We start from the raw sequence: 20,473 nt of genomic DNA on the forward strand, positions 1-20,473 counted from the left end.
AAGTGTCAATTAATATTTAAATTTAAACAATGCTAAATTATTTTGTCAGGAAATTAACAAAACCTTCGACAAACTCTTCAAAGAAACAAAAATATGGAACATATAGTTATTATTGGAAATGGTATTTCTGGTGTTACAGCCGCAAGACACATTAGGAAATTATCAGATAAAAAAATTACTATTATTTCAGCTGAAAGTGACTTTTTTTTTTCAAGAACAGCTCTGATGTATGTCTATATGGGTCATATGCGTTTTGAACACACACAACCTTATGAGAATTGGTTTTGGAAGAAAAACCGTATTGAACTTGTAAATGATTATGTTACACATGTTGATGTAAAAACAAAAACACTTCAACTCACAAACACAGGAGTCATAAACTATGACAAATTAATTATTGCCAGTGGTAGCAAACCCAATAAATTTGGTTGGCCTGGCCAAGACTCTAAAGGTGTACAAGGTTTATACAGCAAACAGGATTTAGAAAACCTAGAAATTTATGCTCCAAACAATAAACAATGTAAACGTGCTGTTATTGTAGGCGGCGGATTAATAGGTGTTGAACTAGCAGAGATGCTTAATAGCAGAAACATTCCTGTAACTTTTTTAGTTCGTGATTCTAGCTTTTGGAATTCTGTATTGCCCGAACATGACAGCCTATTAGTTACAAATCATATTAAGGAGCATCATATAGATTTACGAGTATCTTCAAACTTAAAAGAAATAAAAGCAGATAAAGACGGTTTAGTGACATCTGTCATTGTTGAGGAAACTAACGAAGAGATTCCTTGTGATTTTGTTGGGCTAACAGCTGGCGTTTCTCCAAATATTGATTTTTTAAAAACTTCTAATATTGAAATAAATCGCGGTGTATTAGTCAACAAATATTTAGAGACCAACATCGCTGACGTTTATGCTATTGGAGACTGTGCAGAACAACGCGAAGCTATAGGCAATCGCAAACCAATTGAGGCTGTTTGGTACACAGGCAGGATGATGGGTGAAGTTGTAGCACAAACTATTTGTGATAACCGCATGGCATACAAACCTGGACACTGGTTTAATTCAGCTAAATTTTTTGATATAGAGTATCAAACATATGGTTGGGTATTTGCAAAGCCACAAGAAACCCACAGCCACTTCCATTGGAAACACAGTGACTATACAAAAGGGATAACTATTGAGTATAATCATATCACGCAAGAATTTAAAGGCATCAATACCTTTGGTATCAGAATGAAACATGAAACATTTAATAAATGGCTTACAGAAAAACAACCTGTAGATTATGTTATCAACCACCTTTCTGAAGCCAATTTTGATCCAGAATTTTTTAACCGTTTTGAAAAAGATATAGCGCAAGCATTCTACAATAATTTACAAACACTAACATCATGAGTAATACAATACACAAGAGTATGTCTATAGCTAAACCAGATGCATACCATACTTCATCAACACAAAAGCTATTTATTGGTTTAGGTGTAACAGGACTTTTTATACTTGTGTTGGTATTATATAATTTAGACATTACCTCTGGATACATACTTGCCCTTGCGATATCATTAATAATTATTGGCATTGGCGGTTTTTCAATAGACGCTTACCTCAATAAAATCAAAGGAATTAAAAATGATGGTGTTTGGTTTAAATCTATTTCCTCAAGAGGATTAATGGGTTGGTTAACCGGTGTAGTATTAACCTTATTTTACATTGTTCTTTACTTTTATCCAGAACTACTTGGTCTAGCCAAAGATGGTGACAGCAACACCGGATTAATTGCTTTATTTGACCCTTTAAGCAAGCTTTTAAGTGGTAATCCTGCAAGCCAATGGTTTGTTTACGGAACTTTATACACCATAGCAATTATTGCTTTTGGGTTTAAATTCTTACTAAAATACAGACATAACCGTTACCAACAATTACGTACAAGCTCTGTTATGTTTTTTCAACTTGCATTTGCTTTTTTAATACCAGAGTTTATGGCACGCTTAAATTCTGACTCTTTTAGCTTACCTTATTATGATTTGAAAAATGTTTGGCCATTAAACTATTACAACTTTGAACAATACCGTGTAGACTCTATGATAAGCGCTGGAAATATTGGCCTAGCCTTACTAATCTTTGGTATCGCATCTATTTTTATAATTACGCCAATTCTAACATACAAGTATGGAAAACGCTGGTACTGTTCGTGGGTTTGTGGTTGCGGCGGTCTAGCTGAAACTGCTGGAGATCCATTTAGGCAATTAAGCAGTAAAAAACTATCGGCATGGAAAATAGAACGATGGCTAGTACACACAGTTTTAGTTTTTGTAGTGCTTATGACTACAGCTGTTATTCACACCTATTTAGGTTATGATCCAAACAAATATTGGCTAACCAAAGATGTATTTCTAGCCTTAGTTGCCATGTTTTTAACATTGGTGTTTGTGTTAACCATGATATTCAAAAGGCAAGAGTTAGGTAAAGATGCACGTTATGGTGCCATAGGTTATTTTGTGCTTATTCTGGCACTTATAAGTATACACTATTTTTCAAATAGTACTCACCTATTTTTATTTGAAGCTGAAAGCTTGAGAGCTTCTTATGGATTTTTTATAGGCTCTATATTTTCTGGAGTTATAGGAACTGGTTTTTACCCGATTCTTGGAAATCGTGTGTGGTGCAGATTTGGTTGTCCAATGGCCGCTATTTTAGGATTTCAACAACGTCTGTTTTCAAAATTCAGAATTACTACCAATGGCGGTCAATGTATATCATGTGGTAATTGTTCAACCTATTGTGAAATGGGTATAGATGTTAGAGCTTACGCTCAAAAAGGAGAGAACATTGTTCGATCAAGTTGTGTAGGCTGCGGTATATGCTCTGCTGTTTGCCCAAGAGGCGTTTTAAAATTAGAAAACGACAGCATGAACGGGCGTATTAATCCTAATGAGATCTTATTAGGAAATGATGTGGATTTAATGGATTTAGTTAACCAGAAATAACACTTAAAAACATTGTATTTTTGTTTTTTTTAAAAAATTCGTCCATGCCCAAAATAATTGTTATTATACCTGCTTTTAATGAAGCAGACTCTATTGCAAGTGTAGTTCAAGACATTCCAAATGTAGTAAGTGAAATTATTGTTGTAAGTAATAATTCTACTGATGCTACCGAAGCTCATGCAAAAAAAGCTGGAGCAACAGTTTTAAAGGAGCCTAGAAAAGGTTATGGCTACGCCTGTTTAAAAGGTATGGATTATGTGGCAAAACAAACTCAAAAGCCCGATATTATTGTTTTTCTTGATGGTGATTACAGCGATTATCCAGAAGAACTAACAAAGCTTATTCAACCTATACTTGAGAAACAGGCAAATTTAGTTATTGGCGCCCGTGTTAAAGCATTACGAGAACCACAGTCTATGACACCACAACAAATTTTTGGCAATTGGCTTGCAACAACATTAATGCACTGGTTTTTCAAATCTACATTCACAGATTTAGGACCTTTTCGTGCTATTTCTTATGACACCTTATTACATTTAAACATGCAAGACAAAACATATGGTTGGACGGTTGAGATGCAACTTAAGGCATTACGACAAAAAATATCTTATAAAGAAATTCCAGTACATTACAGAAAACGCATTGGTGTTTCAAAAGTATCTGGAACCATTACCGGGAGTATCATGGCCGGTTATAAAATACTATGTTGGATTTTTAAATACAGTTTTAAATCGTGATTATTGAAACCATTATCATTACCATTTACGCTTTAGCATTATTACTCATTTTCCTGTATGCTTTAGTACAACTCAACTTATTAGTCAATTACATAAAAGTCAAGAAAAACTCTCATACTAATGTACCACTTGACTTAAACAAAACGGATGAAATCCCTCGCGTAACAATTCAGCTACCGGTTTATAACGAATTGTATGTCATGGAGCGTTTATTAGATAATATTGCTAAAATTAAATACCCTAAAGATAAACTTGACATTCAGGTATTAGATGATTCTACAGATGAGTCAGTAATAACAACTGCTGCTCATATACAAAGATTACGAGAAACAGGGCTAGACATTCAACACATACAGCGTAATATACGCACAGGGTTTAAAGCTGGCGCATTAAAAGAAGGATTAAAAACAGCTAAAGGAGAATTCATCGCTATTTTTGACGCAGATTTTTTACCCAAATCAGACTGGTTGCTACAAACCGTACCCTATTTCAAAAATGAAAAAATAGGTGTCGTTCAGACACGTTGGGGACATATTAATAGAAACTACTCCTTACTAACTAAAGTGCAAGCCTTTGCTCTAGATGCACATTTTACTATTGAACAAGTAGGCAGAAACACACAAGGGCATTTTATTAATTTTAATGGCACCGCTGGCATATGGCGTAAAAACTGTATTATAGATGCAGGTAACTGGACTGCAGACACACTAACTGAAGATTTAGACTTAAGCTATCGCGCTCAACTTAAACACTGGGAGTTTAAATATCTTGAGCATGTAGAAACACCAGCCGAATTACCTGTTGCTGTTAGCGCAGCCCGATCACAGCAATTTAGATGGAATAAAGGTGCTGCTGAAAATTTTAGAAAATCATTTTTTAAAGTTTTATTAGCCAAAAACCTATCGCCATCTACAAAAGTACACTGCTTATTTCACTTACTTAATAGCAGTATGTTTTTAAGTATTTTTGTACTTGCCATATTAAGTATTCCCATGCTGTACATAAAACAACTTGAGCCTTTTAAAATGTATGCATTAGGCCTCGGAATTTTTATTTTAAGTTCAGTTATATTTTTTATTTATTATTGGTATATGTACAAAACAATTTATGGTAAAGGTTTTAAAAACTTTATCAACTACATTGGGTTGTTTTTCGTATTTTTTACGATTATTATGGGTTTTTCTCTTCATAATACCATTGCCGTTATTGAAGGTCATTTAGGTAAACGTAGCGATTTTATAAGAACACCAAAATTTAATATTAGCACTATTAAAGACTCTTGGAAAAGTAATAAGTATCTCAACAAAAAACTCTCAATAAGCACCATTTTTGAAGGCTTATTAATGCTCTATTTTGGTTTTGGTTTATACAGTGCTTTTACTATTACTAAAGAAGGTGATTTTGGCTTCTTTGGGTTTCATTTGATGCTGTTTTTAGGTTTTGGCTATGTGTTTTTAAAATCAATTCGTGTTCGTAGCTAAATCTTTTTTGATCGCTGCCAATTCTATATACTTAATGTATGACAAAAGCGCATTATTTTAAATTGAATAAAACACCTTTATTGTTAGCAGTAGTAAGCTTGGCTTTTTATATAGCGTTTGCTTACGATTTAGAACGAACAGACACCATAAAATTATTAATGCTTTATGCTGGATTGTTTTTCTTGTTTTATAAAATATTACAGTTTGCAAAACACGACTTCAAACTACTTACGTGGCTTGCATTTCTTTTTCGTGCCGTATTTATTTTAGCCATTCCCAATTTATCACAAGACTTTTACCGTTTTATATGGGATGGACGTATGATTATTGAAGGTATTAACCCATATCTTTTTACACCTGAATCCTTTATAGCAAAGAACACATTTCCCATAGCACAGGCCCAAGAATTATATAATGGCATGGGGCTTTTAAGCGCTAGTCATTTCACAAACTACCCACCACTAAACCAAATATGTTTTGTAATTGCAGGACTCTTTGCTGGAAAAAACATTTTGGGTTCTGTTATTGTATTGCGATTTCTTATAATTGCAGCAGATTTTGGCACTCTTTACTTTGGAAAAAGACTTCTTGAAAAACTAAAATTACCTGCTCATAACATCTTTTGGTATATTTTAAATCCGTTTATTATTATAGAGATGACCGGCAATTTACACTTTGAAAGTGTGATGATTTTTTTCTTAGTTGTATGTTTATATCTAATTCAGTTAGGTAAATGGCATTGGGCCGCTATAACATTTGCTTGTTCTGTATCAATAAAATTAATTCCCTTAATATTTTTACCTCTCTTATATCAAAAATTAGGATTAAAAAAAAGCATTGTCTTTTACGGTATTGTGACTACAGTAACGCTTTCCCTTTTCGCTCCTTTTTATAATTCAACTTTTATAAATAACTATGCTGAAACTGTTGGTTTGTGGTTTCAAAATTTTGAATTTAATGCTAGTTTGTATTATATAGCAAGAGAAATAGGTTATTTTTTTAGAGGATATAATGAAATTGCTATTATTGGGAAGTATACAGCTATTGTCGTGTTTCTTTTTGTTTTAATAATGGCTTTGGCTAGAAAAAACAAAACAACAAAGCAACTTATTACAGCTATGCTTTTATCGTTGACATTTTATTATTTTACGACAACTACCGTACACCCTTGGTATATAGCAACGCTACTTTTTTTAAGTATTTTTACGCGATTTAGATTTGCTCTAGTTTGGAGTTTTATGGTAATTTTAAGCTACACAGCTTACATACAAGCTGATTATCAAGAAAATATATGGGCTATCGCACTTGAATATATTATAGTTTTTAGTGTATTTTTGTATGAGTTGACAAAAAAAAGATACACTTTTGAAGATAAACTTACCTAAACTTTTCAGGCGCTTATTACGTATTATTGCATCATTAGTGATTATATACTTATTATCATTAGTGTTTGTTTATTTTAAGCAAGAACGCTTCTTTTTCAATCCTAAACATTTGGAAAAAAACTATCAATATACTTTTCAAGAAGATTTTGAAGAAATAAACATTCCTGTTGAAGAAAACATTTTTTTGAATGCTTTATTATTCAAAACTCAACAACCTAGAAAAGGCATTATTATTTACTTTCATGGTAATGCAGGTGCTATTCATGATTGGGGAAAACGGGCTCCTTTGTATATGAATAATGGTTATGACATCCTCTTTTTCGACTATCGCGGTTATGGAAAAAGTGATGGTAGCTACAAAAATACAGAACAACTCTTTAATGACTCTCAAAAAGTTTACAACTTTATAAAACAGCGATATAACGAAGACAAAATCATTGTTTTAGGATACTCATTAGGTAGTGGCTTGGCAGCTTATACAGCCGCCAAAAACCACCCTAAAATGCTTATATTAAATGCGCCATATTACTCATGGAAAACATTAATATCAGAAGAAATTGCTCCACCTATTCCGCGTTTTTTAGTTAAGTATGATATTACGACGTATGTGTATATTGAAAAAATAGCCTGTCCTATTCATATTTTTTACGGTACAAGAGACTTTTTAATACATCCAGATACTAATGCTAAAAAACTTAAAGCCATAAGTCCAGAAAACATCACCTTACACCCTGTAATAGATGGCGGCCATAATGGATTACATATCACAAAAGAATATTACGACGCTCTTAAAGAATTGCTTTAAAATAAAAATTTAGCAATAAACATATCAACCACCTCAACAAGAATTAGAATAATGATAATCCACTCTAAGCGGCTACTTTCATTATGATCCATAATATCTTTAAAAAGCTCTAAATTTTCTTTAATAATATCTATACGATCATGAATAAGATGGTAACGATCTTTTAGATCAAACGTTTGTTTTAAGTCCGCATTAAGCTTGTTAAGTTGTTCGTCTTCCCATGTTATTTCTGGTGCATCAAAAATGTAAAGGTTTTCAGAGATTTTATTCTTTATATTAAGTGTTTTACCAATAAATCGTTTTAGTTTATTACCTGAAATATCCAGCTTCCCTTTGTTTTCAAGATATAAGGTATGCTGATTTGTTTCTACTAGAAGTTCTTCAGTTATTTCAGAATAGCGATTTAATGCTACAGATTGTGATGCATTAAGCATCACTAATCGAATCATTTCTTCGTCTACACTTGGTAAAATAATTTGTTCAAACTCAATTTTTATAACTTCAGGTTGAATAGCAATTGTAACTTCTTCAGATATTTTGTCTGATATATATTCTTTACAAAATGGCTTTAAGAACTTTAAAACATCTGATATTTCTACATCAGACATATTAAAAAAGCTCATCATTCCATACTGAAAAATATAGATAAATTTGTCTTGAGAATACTTATAAAATAGCTCATCGCTATCAGAAAACAACAAACGCCATTCTAACTGCTGTTTACAGTCTTTTACTTGAATAGCGTTTGCAACTTGATACGCAACAACGTTATACATTAATACTTAAATACGTCTTGATTATTATTAAAACACTTAAACTCTACTGTGTAATCATTTGGATCTTTTACAAAAAAAGAGGCGTGAGCTCCTGTTTTATCTTGTAAAAACTGAACTTCTGTTAAACTTTTTATGTGTTTACTTTTTAAAGTTTGTAACACTTGTGTCCATTGGTCATTATTTAAAATAACACCAAAATGAAAAGACGGCAGTATATCACCGTTAAAAGAATAGCTTTTATAATCAAAGTGAAATGGTCCACTTTTAGTAAAAGTAATTTGGTTTTCAAACAAATTAATATCTATCCAGTTTTGAGCCGATCTACCTATTGTTGCTCCTAGACTTTCTGTATAGAATGTTTTTGTACGGCTTATACTCAAACAAGGCAACGCTAAATGGAATTGTGCTTTCATAACTAACTCGTTTACATGAATTTAAACTTTTTTTGTTATTGTAACACTATGGTAATAAAAATAAGTTGCCTAAAATTTAGACAACTTATCGCTTATATTTTTTGAAGCTTTTAATTTTTAATCTTCGTCTTCAGAAGCATCATCATCTGATAATAACTCTGGATCTTGAACTGCTTCTGGGTCATCACTATCATAATCGTCATAATCTTCTTCTTCATAATTCTCCATAGTAACAGCTAGCTTGGTACTTACTTTTACCAAGTATTTAGTGTCATGGGTTGTTACTTCTACAGCTTCAACAATTTCATTATTGGCGTTTCTAAATGATATGATATGATCTTCATCATAACCATCAGGATATTTCTCAACCAATAGGGCTAAAATTTCTGGCGTTAACTTTTTAAAGTCAACAATTACGCGTTTAAGATTATCTCTTTTATTACTCATAATTTACATGTCTAGTAGGTAAGCAAATATAAGCGGTGCAACAATAGTAGCATCACTTTCTATAATAAATTTTGGTGTGTTAATATCTAATTTCCCCCAAGTGATTTTCTCATTAGGAACAGCGCCTGAATATGACCCATAACTTGTTGTTGAATCACTTATCTGACAGAAATAGCTCCAAAACGGCGTATCAGTTCGCTCCATATCTTGATAAAGCATTGGCACCACACAAATTGGAAAATCGCCAGCTATACCTCCACCAATTTGGAAGAAACCAATACCGTTTTCTGAATTATCTGTATACCAATCGGCTAAAAATGTCATGTACTCAATTCCTGATTTCATGGTACTTGCTTTTAGCTCTCCTTTTAGTACATAACTTGCAAAAATGTTACCCATAGTACTGTCTTCCCAACCAGGAACAACTATTGGTAAGTTTTTTTCTGCTGCTGCATACATCCAAGAGTCTTTTAAGTCTATCTCGTAGTACTCTTCTAGAACTCCACTCAATAACATTTTGTACATAAACTCATGTGGAAAATAACGTTCTCCAGCTTCTTCAGCATCTTTCCAAATTTTAAAAATATGCTCTTGTAATCTTCTAAAAGCTTCTTCTTCTGGAATACATGTGTCTGTAACACGATTTAAGCCTCGCTCTAGCAAATCCCATTCTTGCTGTGGTGTTAAATCACGATAGTTTGGAACACGCTCGTAATGCGAGTGCGCAACTAAATTCATAATATCTTCTTCTAGGTTTGCACCTGTACAAGAAATTATTTGCACTTTATCTTGACGTATCATTTCAGCAAAAATTTTCCCAAGCTCTGCAGTACTCATTGCTCCTGCTAGAGACACGAGCATTTTAGCTCCAGAGTTTAATTGGTCTTCGTATGCTTTGGCTGCATCAACTAATGCAGCTGCATTAAAATGCAGGTAATATTTTTCTATGAATTGTGATATGTGTCCTTTAGTTGTCATCGTCATCATGAAATTTAGAAAATTTATTTATACTTGAATTACTCTCATTAAAATTATTGTCATAATCATCATCTACAGCATCATCTAGAAACTTATAAGTAAGCATTTTATAATATAATTTAGCTGCTAAAAAGTCTGATGATTTATCAATTTTATTAGGGCATAATTCTACTATATCAAAACCTACTACGTTTCTTTCAGCAAAAACCTGCTTTAAGAACTCTAATGTTTCATACCAGAATAAACCTCCTGGTTCTGGTGTTCCTGTACTAGGCATAATTGATGGATCTAATGCATCTAAATCAAAGGTGATAAACACATTATCTGTCATTTGATCTATTGCAGAATCCATCCAGTTATCATCAACAGCCATTTCGTGAGCAAAGTAAGTTTTCTCTTCGTCCATCACCGTTTTTTCCATGATATCCATAGAACGAATTCCTACTTGAATTAAGTTGGTTGTTTGACTTGCTTCATAAACCGCACAAGCATGATTACATTTTGAACCTTCATATTCTTTACGCAAATCAGCATGCGCATCTATTTGTAATACTGTTAGGTTATCAAAACACTCGTTGAATGCACGAATACTTCCTATTGAAATAGAATGTTCTCCACCAAAAAGGGTTACAAACTTATTGCGTTTAATATACTTTTTAGTCATTTCATGTACCGCATCAACTACAGCTTCAGGTGATGCACTTTCAGTAATTGCATCTGCTAAAAACACACCTTGCTTGTAAACCTCTGTATCGGTTTCAATGTCATAAAGCTCCATATTTTCTGATGCATCAAGAAAAGCATCTGGACCTTTATCTGCTCCTTTTTGCCAAGTACTTGTACCATCATAAGGCACAGGAATTAAAACAATTTTTGAACTGTCTAATTTGGAATATTCTTCTGAAATTCCAGCATACGTTTTATTGCTCATGGTAACCTAAAATTTTAAGTAAGTCTTCACTTTTTTGTTGTTCACTAAATAATTTTGTTGTGATGTTTCCATCGTTGTCTTTATCAATTAAAATATGTTTTGGCGACGGAATCAAGCAGTGTTGCAAACCTCCAAATCCACCAATGGTTTCTTGATAAGCTCCTGTGTTAAAGAAGCCAATATACAAGGGTTTATCTTTATTGTATTTTGGTAAATATATAGCGTTCATATGTTGTTCGCTATTGTAATAATCGTCACTATCACAAGTTAAGCCTCCTAATAAAACACGCTCGTAACTATCGTTCCAACGGTTTATAGGCAACATAACAAAACGCTTGTTTATAGCCCAAGTATCTGGTAGTGTTGTGATAAATGATGAGTTAATCATATTCCATTTTTCACGGTCGTTTTGTTGTTTTTGGTATAAGACTTCATAAATAGCGCCACCGCTTTCTCCTACTGTAAAGCTTCCAAACTCGGTAAATATATTTGGCACATCAACACCTTCTTCTTCACAAATAATATTTATTTGATTGATGATTTCATCTACCATATATTCGTAATCAAACTCAAAACCTAATGAATTTTTTATAGGAAAGCCACCTCCAATATTTAAACTATCTAAACTTGGACAAATCTTTTTTAAGCTTACGTATACTTTTAAGCACTTTGTAAGTTCGTTCCAGTAATATGCATTGTCTCTAATACCTGTATTGATAAAAAAGTGCAACATTTTTAAAGACACTTTTTTGTTGTCTTTAATTTGCTTGTTATAAAATGGCACAATGTTTTTATAGCCTATTCCTAATCTAGATGTATAGAACTCAAACTTTGGTTCTTCTTCTGAAGCAATACGAATACCTATGTTGTACGAGCCGTTAATCTCTTCAGATAGTAAATCTATTTCTTCATAATTATCAATAACTGGGATTGCATTTTCATGACCATTATTTATTAATCTTGCTATGTTGGTCACATATTGCGCTCTTTTAAAACCATTGCTTATTACAAAGGTTTTGTCTGTTATTTTTCCTTCTGCTTTTAAAGCCTCTACAATATCAATGTCAAAAGCTGATGATGTTTCTATATGGATATCATTTTTTAAAGCCTCGTTTAAAACATGTTTAAAGTGAGAACTTTTTGTACAATAACAGTAATTGTATTTCCCTTTGTAATCATGCTTTTCAATGGCGTTTGCAAACCATTTTTTTGCGCGATTTATATTGTTAGAAATTTGTGGTAAATACGTAAATTTTAAAGGTGCGCCATAAGTTTCGATTAATTGTTTTAAATCGATATCATGGAATTGTAAATGGTTTCCTTCAAGTTTAAACTCCTCTTGAGGGAAATAAAATGATTGATTGATTAAATCAATGTATTTTGTATTCATTTTTATAAATAGTTAAATGTAAGTGATATAAATAAACAATGTGTTAAGTAAATAAAAAGCAACTATTAAAAATGTTGTTATACATTTTTATAGTGCGTTTTACACTTACATCAAACTTGTAATTGTGGATGTGTTGTAGGCATGAAACCAAACAAATGTTGGCTCATAACGATGTAGAAAGCGGAAGTTAGCTCTAAAATTCGGTTACTTAATCGATAAGCAGTTTTTGAATATGACTTCCTGATGTTCAAAAACCCGAACGTAAAAACAGATTTCAATTTGTTCAGCTAAATGCACTGCAAATGAAATACATTTTTTTGAAAAAAAAAGTTTTTTTGAAATATTTTTTTATCGACTGATTTTCAATGCTTTTAATTACTCTAAAGCATGATTTTCACTCTTAAATCAAAACCTATTCACACGCTAAACAGATACTTATTAATTTAATTCAAAAGGATTTACAACAACTCTTCGCCTACTTTAATAGAAAAAAACAGGTTTTAGCTATATAAGCTATACTTGTTAAAAAAACGCTATTCACATCTTTAATCTTCTTGAAATTCCTTTTTTAAGATTTTTCTGATAAAAAAACAACACAAAAGTTTATCATTACGAAACCTTTGTGTTGCCTTAATATTGTTGCTATTTATTATAACTTCTCTTAAAGTATTATAACATTTTTAAAGTATTTATCTCTTGTATGGTTAAATGTTTCCAGTGACCTCGAGGGATATCTTTTTTAGTAAGGTGTGCAATTGCTACACAATCAATCTTTATAATATCATATTTTAAGTGCTCAAAAATAGTACGGATAATGGTGTTTCCGGTATTCTTTATTTTTAAACCTATTTGATTTTTACTCTGACCTTCTATATAACTAATTTCTTCAACTGTTACTAGGTTGTTTTCTATTTTTAAACCTTCTTGTATGGCTTTTAAGTCTTCAAACTTAAGGTTTTTATCAAGCTCTACTTGAAATAAACGTGAAACGCCGTTTTTAGAATTAGTAAACTTTTTAACAACACTATCATCATTTGTAAATAGCAATAACCCTGTAGAGTTTCTTCCTAAACGCCCAATAGGTTTTATTCTAGAAGCGGTTGCATTTGCTACCAAATCCATTACAGTGCGTCCTTTTCCTTCGCTTGTAGTTGTTGCAAAGCCTTTAGGTTTGTTAAGTAACACATAAGCTTTTTTCTCTGGACTAATGCGAGCACCATCATAACGCACATCGTCATCCATTTTTACTTTATAACCCATCTCGGTTATCACCTTACCATTTACAGTAACCAAACCAATTGCAATATGCTCATCGGCTTCACGACGAGAGCACACACCTGAATTAGCGATATATTTATTAAGTCTAATTGCATCAGAATCTGATGCTTTTTTAGGCTGTGCTGATTTTTTCATAGGAGCATTACCTCTAGCAAAACTCTTGCTTTTGGCATTGTCTCTTCCTCTTCCGGAAACTTTATCTTTTCCATTTTTAAACCCTCGTCCTGAAGATTTTCCTTTTCCACCGGTTCCTTGCTGTCTACTCATATCTATTTCCTGTAAAACAGAGATTGTTTTAATTAATATTAAATTTTGCTGCAAAGATAAATGATAATTTATTGCTTATTGCATAAAAGTGATTTTATTCAAAACCAATGATATATCTATCAAAGGAATACTGAAAACACCTGCTAAAATAATCACTTTAAGAATATTATGTAAGATAAGATAATGTGCCTTATTTTTAGATTTCCATAATAAAATTAAAAAACCTATCAATAATAAAACACACAAATAAAAAAAGTAACTCATATCGCCTACTTGAAACTTGTAAATAAGTAAAAAAGCTGGTATGATTGTTAAAATACCTAAAATTGTTAGCATATATTTTGATGCCTTTTCGCCATAACGAATAGGAATCGTTTGATAATCTTGTGCTAGATCGCCTTTTATATTTTCTAAATCTTTAGTAAGCTCACGCATAGATATTATTAAGAATAGAAACATAGCGTGTACAAAAATGACATGCTCAAAGTTTTTGTAATAAATAAAAACAACAAAAAAGGGAGTTATTGTAAGTACTGCCGATGTTAAATTACCAACAAACGGCATTTTTTTCAACTTATGAGAATAGAACCAAATACCAAAAATGTATACCGAAAAGAACACTACCGCCCTAAATGACACGTAACTAGCCATAATAACCGCCACAAAATTCAACACAAAATAAAATGACAATTTTGTGTTTTGACTGACTAACCTATCTAGCATAGATTTTTGTGGCCTATTGATTAAATCCTTTTCAGAATCGTAGAAATTATTAATAATATAACCTCCAGCAATAGCAGCTGCCGAAGCAAGAACTAACATTAATAAATTAAGGTCTAGAACGACTTCCTTTACCGGTTTATCATGTGCTAAAATGTAAATAGATGCTAAATACTGCGCAATTACTACAACCAAAATGTTATAGCCTCTAATCACAGAAAACATACTGAAAAACTTAAGTAGTATATGTTTTTGTTTTCTGGTTAGCATGAGAATAAAGGATTATTTTGAAGTTACTCCAATAGATGCATGGAGCTACAAAAAAGACCTAAAAATTATAAACTACTTCTAGTTTATAACCTTCTAACGCTTTTTTGGCTTTATTAATATCTTCAGTGAAACCTAAAATATAGCCTCCACCACCAGAACCACAAAGCTTTAAGTAGTAATCATTGGTTTCTAAACCTTTCTTCCATAGTTCATGAAATTGCTTTGGAATCATTGGTTTAAAATGATTTAAAACCACTTTAGACAATTGCTTGGTATTATTAAACAATGATTTAATATCACCTTTTAAGAAGTCTTCAACACAAGCATCGGTATGTTTTATAAATTGGTCTTTAAGCATATTACGGAAACCTTCTTGTTTCATGTTTTCCATAAAAATACTTACCATAGGAGCTGTTTCTCCTACAACACCACTATCTAATAAAAAGACAGCACCTTTACCTTCGGTTTGTTGAGCCGGAATACCAGTCGCTTCAATATTATCTTTTGAATTGATAAGAATTGGCAAACTCAAATAACTGTTTAACGGATCTAATCCAGAAGATTTTCCATGGAAAAAGGATTCCATTTCAGAGAAAATAGCTTTAAGCTGCAATAACTTTTCACGTGTTAAATTCTCTAAAACGGTTATTTTATCATGAGCATATTTATCGTAAATCGCTGCAACAAGTGCACCACTACTTCCTACACCATAACCTTGCGGTATAGACGAGTCAAAATACATTCCGCTGTCAATATCTTGCTTTAACGCTTCAATATCAAAAGTCACTAATTCTGCATCAACTTGCTCTAAATAATCAGCAAATCGTTTTAAAGCATCATTGGATGCTTTTGCTTCATTAGTAAGCTCTGATGCTACTTTTAAAGCACCATTATAAAAATTATACGGAATAGATAATCCTTTGGAATCTTTAATGATTCCATATTCTCCAAAAAGTAGGATTTTTGAGTAAAAAAGTGGTCCTTTCATAGTTCAATTGACAATTGATAATGCAAAATTAACAATTATTATCTTTTAGCGCTTTTAATTATGCTAATTAATAATCTTAAAATCTCATTAACATCATTCTTAAGACCAAGATAATCAGAATTTTCCAAATAACCAGTAGCTTTTAACAATTCTAACCAATACGACGTCTCATTTGCCTCTTTTAAAGCTATTGAAAGTTTATGAATAAAATCTGCTTTACTTTCGGCGTGTTCTGACTCTCTTACATTAGCACCTATTGATGTGCCTGATTTTAGAAGTTGCTTTGACATAACAAACTCTTTTTCAGAGCTTGATAAAAACTTATAGAGCTCAACAACTTTAATTGCAAACTGAAAACTTTTGTGCTTGATAACATTGTCTTTTTTCATTATCAATTATCCATTTTCAATTATTAATTTCTTGAGCCCCAAAACCAATTTGGTCGCAAATATATTCGCCATTTTTACAATATGCAACTAATTCGTTTTCAATAAAGTTAAGAATTTCTACTTTTTCAGATTCTGGATATAATATATGAACATTAGCACCTGCATCTAACGTAAAACCAATATGCAAACCTGTATTTTCTCTAAATTTCCAAATACGATTAATTACTTCTAGGGTGTTTGGTTTCATTAAAATGTAATACGGATTGCTAGTCATCATCATCGCGTGCAAGGTTAACGCTTCGCTTTCCATGAGGTTGATAAATCTCTTTAAATCACCAGTTTCTAGAATTGGTTTTAGCTTTTCAAGATTATCATGAGCTTGCTGAAAACGACTTGCTGCATACGGATGATTATGCATTAAATTATGACCAACGGTACTACTTACTTGTTTTTCGCCTTTATCAATCAACAAGATGGTATCTTGATAGTTTTTAAAATGGTCGTGAACCGCATAAGGATATTTCACTCCAAACAAATCACTGCTTTCAGCTACGTGTTTTGTGTGTCCCCAAACAATTAAATCGCCTTCTACACTTCTGCATGCCGAACCAGAACCTAAACGCGCCAAAAACGATGCTTTTTGATTAAAAAACGTATTAGACATTTCTACATTAATCAGTTTTTCAACACTCATTAAACACAATGCCAAAGCACTCATTCCTGAAGCAGATGATGCAATTCCTGAACTATGCGGAAACGTGTTTTTTGTTTCAATAGTAAAATGAAAATCCTTTAAAAACGGCACATATTGCTCAACACGCTTAAAGAATGTTTCAATTTTTGGTTTAAAAGCATCTTTTTTTTCACCATCTAAAAACACATCAAACGAAAAATCGCTAATTGCCTCCTTTTGCTTGTATGATAGTGTTGTTATGGTTTTGCATTGACTTAACGTAAAACTTATAGATGGATTCTCTGGAATTTGCGGATCGCGTTTTCCCCAATATTTCACCAAGGCAATGTTACTAGGCGATTCCCAAGTGACTTTTCCTTGTTTTAAAGTGTTTGTATAGGGCTTTGGAATAAAATCTTGTTCGGTCATTATCTCTAATTATTCCGACAAAGATAACAACTTTAGCATTGTTTTATAGTTTCTAGCAGTTGCTGTGACATTTAATTTCTTTTCGAAGAAATTATTGTTGTATTTGGTTTTCCCATAACCTGTGAAACAGTAAAAATAAATACAGTTTTTGGCTATTGAAACTTCATCGTTTGGGTATTTTATTTCTGCAACAGCATCAATCAATTCTTGTTTTGGCGCATCATATAATAATGAGAAGTAACTGTTTTGCTTTTTTTCTTCAGAAAAAGGACAATCATTAAAAATTTGTCGCAGTACTTTAGGCGTTATTACCAAAACAGGCACATCAAAGCCAAAATGATTTTTTATAGCAACTTCTATTTGATTTTTAAGTATTTCAGCAGATGCAGCCGCATCAAAAATGACGTTACCTGTCTGAATATAAGTTTGCACATTTTCTAAACCAGAATCTGTTAATAGTGCACGTAATTCTGCCATCGGGATTTTCTTGTGTCCCGATACATTAATACCACGAAGTAGTGCTATATATTTCATAATTTATTTCCCTCCTAGAAAGGAGGGATTAAGGGAGGTGTATTATTTTCTTCAAATTTAAGAATATAATCTTCAATTGCTCTAATAACATTATCAATATCATTCATGATTTGAAAATCAGAAAAACGCAAAACATAAATTCCTAAATCATTCAATCGTTTTGTCTTTTTCACATCCTTTTCATAAACCTCTAATATTTCGTGGGAATATCCATCACACTCTATAGCTAGTTGTAATTTATTTCAAAAGAAATCAACGATGTATTCATCAATAGGCTTTTGTCTGTGAAAATCATATCCATACATCTGGCTTCTGCGTAAATAAGTCCAAAGTTTAATTTCTGACTTTGTTGCGTTATTCCGAAGTTGCCTTGCTAATTCTTTAAGTTTTGGATTGTAATAAATTTTCATTCGAAACTAATTTATATGAACACACCCCAAATCCCCTCTTTTTAGAGGGGACTTTTTTTGGCTATCGTGTTTGCGGCAATAAAAGCTCCTGTCCAAGCATTTTGGAAGTTAAAGCCGCCTGTAATGGCATCTATATTGAGTACTTCGCCAGCAAAATATAAATTAGGAACGCGCTTACTTTCAAATGTTTTAAAATTAACTTCTTTTAAATCGATACCACCTGCAGTAACAAATTCGTCTTTAAACGTGCTTTTTCCATTGACATCAAAAACAGCTTGTGTTAACTGCTCTGTAAGACTGTCTAATTCTTGCTTATTTACATCTGCCCAACGTGTATCTTGAGTCATACCAGACGCTAAAACCAATTGTTGCCATAAGCGTTTAGGCAATTCAAACTGTGGTAATTTATAAACTAGTTTTTTACCAAAATCGTGTTTGATAGCTTTGAGATGATCTAAACAACTCTCAAAACCTTGCTTTATAAAATTAATTTCAATTTGAAATTTGTAATCCATTTTTGCTAATTCCACTGCGCCAAAAGCCGATAATTTTAAAATAGCAGGCGCACTCATTCCCCAATGTGTAATAAGCAAAGGTCCTTGCGATGATAAATCGGTTTTTAATATGTTAACTTCTACATCTTGAGCAACAACTCCTGGAATGTTTTTGATGCGTTTATCATTAATATTAAATGTAAATAGTGACGGAACAGGCTGCACAATCGTATGACCTAATTGAGATATTAGTTTCCAGAATTTCACGCTACTTCCTGTGGCTACAAGTAGCTTTTCGCATTGAAAATTGGTGTCTTTTGTTTTAATTTGAAATACCTCTTGCGCTTCTAAAATTTCAATATCCTGAACATTTTGGCTGTACAAAACGTCTATTTGAAGTTTTTGGGCTTCGTTTAAAAAACAGTCTATAATGGTTTGCGACGAATCGGTTACTGGAAACATACGACCATCTTCTTCTATCTTTAATGCCACACCACGTTTATCAAACCACTCAATGGTATCACCTGTCATAAACTGATGAAAAGGTCCTAACAACTCCTTTTCGCCTCTTGGATAATTATTTACCAATTCCTGCGGCATGAACTCTGCATGCGTTACATTACAGCGACCACCTCCAGAAATTTTCACCTTTTGTAGGCCTTCTTTATTTTTTTCAAGAATGCAGATATTGAGCTTTGGGTTTTGCTCCGCACAATTAATAGCCGCAAAAAAACCTGCTGCACCACCTCCAATTATTATAACGTCGTAATGTTTCATTAGCTATTTAATGGACGCATTAATCCTTCTTGAGCCACTGAAGCTACAAGTTTTCCGTCGCGTGTAAAAATGTTTCCTTTGGCAAATCCGCGTGCATTTGAGGTATTAGGCGATTCAATAGAATACAGCAACCAATCGTCAAAATCAAAATCTCTAAAATACCACATAGAGTGATCTAAACTAGCGGTTTGCGTATTTCCCCAATGTGCTTTACTAGCGTGACGATTCATTGCAGCAGCCAGAATATTATAGTCTGAAACATAGGTTAGAATTTGCTGCTTTGATGCTAAATTCAAATTACTTGTGTCACCTTTTAATTTAAACCACACGTTTGTAAAAGGTGGTAAATCTTCTTTATTAAACGGATTTACAACCTCAACAGGTTTAAACTCAATTGGGCGTTCAATTTCAATAAATCCTTTAGTTTTTTTAGGAATCGCATCGCCAAATTGCCCTAGCATATCAGTCCAACTCATTAGTTCTTCTGGTTGCTTTACCTTGGTATTTATATCAATTTGATGATTATAACCATCTTCTTTTTTATGAAACGATGCCGAAAGAATAAAAATGGTTTTTCCGTTTTGGTCTGCTGTGACACGACGTACCGAAAAACTTCCGCCATCTCTCACCAAAGCCACATTATAAATTATAGGAAGTTCTAAATTTCCTGCTTCTAAAAAATACGCATGCATAGAGTGCAAAACTCTATTATTAGTTATGGTTTGTGAAGCTGCATTAATGGCCTGCGCCAAAACCTGACCACCAAACACATTTGGGCTTCCTACGGTTTTATTATACCCTTGAAATTGATTTTCGGTTATACTTTCTAAATTTAAAAGATGTAATAAATCATCAACTGAAGTCATAATTTACTTATTTACTGTAAGTGTTTTCAAAACTATAAAATACTA

Annotated in this window: 20 protein-coding genes and 1 pseudogene; 6 read left to right on the forward strand and 15 right to left on the reverse strand. The window is 32.6% G+C overall.

The features are described 5' to 3' along the window. The first annotated feature begins 93 nt into the window (after positions 1-93). The 6 genes from ABD690_RS01195 to ABD690_RS01220 are packed head-to-tail and all read left to right on the forward strand — an operon-like array spanning position 94 to position 7,398. The gene (locus ABD690_RS01195; protein WP_344726210.1) at positions 94-1,398 is read left to right on the forward strand and encodes an NAD(P)/FAD-dependent oxidoreductase; all 1,305 of its coding nucleotides are present in this window, start codon (positions 94-96) and stop codon (positions 1,396-1,398) included. Next, positions 1,395-2,990, forward strand: a complete 1,596-nt coding sequence (locus ABD690_RS01200; protein ID WP_344726212.1) for a 4Fe-4S binding protein — start codon at positions 1,395-1,397, stop codon at positions 2,988-2,990. The genes ABD690_RS01195 and ABD690_RS01200 overlap by 4 nt, the downstream gene beginning before the upstream one ends. 44 nt (positions 2,991-3,034) lie before the next feature. Next, entirely contained in the window at positions 3,035-3,727 is a 693-nt protein-coding gene (locus tag ABD690_RS01205; protein WP_344726214.1) for a glycosyltransferase family 2 protein, read from the forward strand. Beyond that, entirely contained in the window at positions 3,724-5,208 is a 1,485-nt protein-coding gene (locus ABD690_RS01210; RefSeq protein WP_344726216.1) for a cellulose synthase family protein, read from the forward strand. Before ABD690_RS01205 ends, ABD690_RS01210 begins: the two co-directional genes overlap by 4 nt. Before the next feature lie 38 nt (positions 5,209-5,246). Continuing rightward, positions 5,247-6,593: an MptA/MptB family glycosyltransferase gene (locus ABD690_RS01215; RefSeq protein WP_344726218.1), complete on the forward strand. Its 1,347-nt coding sequence runs from the start codon at positions 5,247-5,249 to the stop codon at positions 6,591-6,593. Next, positions 6,574-7,398 (forward strand): alpha/beta hydrolase, encoded by an 825-nt coding sequence (locus tag ABD690_RS01220; protein ID WP_344726220.1) that lies wholly within the window; start codon positions 6,574-6,576, stop codon positions 7,396-7,398. Before ABD690_RS01215 ends, ABD690_RS01220 begins: the two co-directional genes overlap by 20 nt. Here the strand turns inward: ABD690_RS01220 and ABD690_RS01225 are convergent. From ABD690_RS01225 to ABD690_RS01295, 15 genes and pseudogenes are all read right to left on the reverse strand, one after another. Then, positions 7,395-8,174, reverse strand: coding sequence for an RMD1 family protein (locus ABD690_RS01225; protein WP_344726222.1), 780 nt, complete (start codon positions 8,172-8,174; stop codon positions 7,395-7,397). The two genes, ABD690_RS01220 and ABD690_RS01225, sit on opposite strands and share 4 nt — an antisense overlap. Further along, a complete protein-coding gene (locus ABD690_RS01230; RefSeq protein WP_344726223.1) occupies positions 8,174-8,587 on the reverse strand; it encodes a VOC family protein in 414 nt (137 codons plus the stop codon). The genes ABD690_RS01225 and ABD690_RS01230 overlap by 1 nt, the downstream gene beginning before the upstream one ends. Positions 8,588-8,704: 117 nt before the next feature. Beyond that, positions 8,705-9,034, reverse strand: coding sequence for a hypothetical protein (locus ABD690_RS01235; RefSeq protein ID WP_344726225.1), 330 nt, complete (start codon positions 9,032-9,034; stop codon positions 8,705-8,707). A gap of 3 nt (positions 9,035-9,037) precedes the next feature. Beyond that, the gene (locus ABD690_RS01240; protein WP_344729269.1) at positions 9,038-10,012 is read right to left on the reverse strand and encodes a deoxyhypusine synthase family protein; all 975 of its coding nucleotides are present in this window, start codon (positions 10,010-10,012) and stop codon (positions 9,038-9,040) included. Next, the gene (speB, locus tag ABD690_RS01245; protein ID WP_344726227.1) at positions 10,002-10,943 is read right to left on the reverse strand and encodes an agmatinase; all 942 of its coding nucleotides are present in this window, start codon (positions 10,941-10,943) and stop codon (positions 10,002-10,004) included. Before speB ends, ABD690_RS01240 begins: the two co-directional genes overlap by 11 nt. Further along, on the reverse strand, positions 10,933-12,333 hold the full coding sequence (locus ABD690_RS01250) for an arginine decarboxylase (protein ID WP_344726229.1): 1,401 nt from the start codon (positions 12,331-12,333) through the stop codon (positions 10,933-10,935). The genes speB and ABD690_RS01250 overlap by 11 nt, the downstream gene beginning before the upstream one ends. 669 nt (positions 12,334-13,002) lie before the next feature. Next, positions 13,003-13,878 (reverse strand): pseudouridine synthase, encoded by an 876-nt coding sequence (locus ABD690_RS01255; protein ID WP_344726231.1) that lies wholly within the window; start codon positions 13,876-13,878, stop codon positions 13,003-13,005. A gap of 75 nt (positions 13,879-13,953) precedes the next feature. Beyond that, positions 13,954-14,868: a geranylgeranylglycerol-phosphate geranylgeranyltransferase gene (locus ABD690_RS01260; RefSeq protein ID WP_344726233.1), complete on the reverse strand. Its 915-nt coding sequence runs from the start codon at positions 14,866-14,868 to the stop codon at positions 13,954-13,956. Positions 14,869-14,926: 58 nt separating this feature from the next. Further along, on the reverse strand, positions 14,927-15,856 hold the full coding sequence (locus tag ABD690_RS01265; protein WP_344726235.1) for a mevalonate kinase family protein: 930 nt from the start codon (positions 15,854-15,856) through the stop codon (positions 14,927-14,929). A gap of 38 nt (positions 15,857-15,894) precedes the next feature. Continuing rightward, positions 15,895-16,245, reverse strand: a complete 351-nt coding sequence (locus ABD690_RS01270) for a four helix bundle protein (protein WP_344726237.1) — start codon at positions 16,243-16,245, stop codon at positions 15,895-15,897. Between the two features lie 16 nt (positions 16,246-16,261). Continuing rightward, entirely contained in the window at positions 16,262-17,347 is a 1,086-nt protein-coding gene (locus tag ABD690_RS01275; protein WP_344726239.1) for a diphosphomevalonate decarboxylase, read from the reverse strand. A 9-nt stretch (positions 17,348-17,356) separates the two neighbouring features. Then, positions 17,357-17,881 carry a DUF1697 domain-containing protein gene (locus ABD690_RS01280; protein ID WP_344726241.1) on the reverse strand — a complete coding sequence of 175 codons (525 nt, stop codon included), beginning with the start codon at positions 17,879-17,881 and terminating at the stop codon, positions 17,357-17,359. A 14-nt stretch (positions 17,882-17,895) separates the two neighbouring features. Continuing rightward, a pseudogene (locus tag ABD690_RS01285) lies at positions 17,896-18,291 on the reverse strand (endonuclease domain-containing protein). A 41-nt stretch (positions 18,292-18,332) separates the two neighbouring features. Beyond that, positions 18,333-19,562 (reverse strand): BaiN/RdsA family NAD(P)/FAD-dependent oxidoreductase, encoded by a 1,230-nt coding sequence (locus ABD690_RS01290; protein ID WP_344726243.1) that lies wholly within the window; start codon positions 19,560-19,562, stop codon positions 18,333-18,335. Further along, positions 19,562-20,428 carry an acyl-CoA thioesterase gene (locus ABD690_RS01295; protein WP_344726245.1) on the reverse strand — a complete coding sequence of 289 codons (867 nt, stop codon included), beginning with the start codon at positions 20,426-20,428 and terminating at the stop codon, positions 19,562-19,564. The genes ABD690_RS01290 and ABD690_RS01295 overlap by 1 nt, the downstream gene beginning before the upstream one ends. Between the last annotated feature and the right edge of the window lie 45 nt (positions 20,429-20,473).

The organism is Corallibacter vietnamensis (assembly GCF_039537875.1).
GTDB classification, from domain to species: domain Bacteria; phylum Bacteroidota; class Bacteroidia; order Flavobacteriales; family Flavobacteriaceae; genus Corallibacter; species Corallibacter vietnamensis.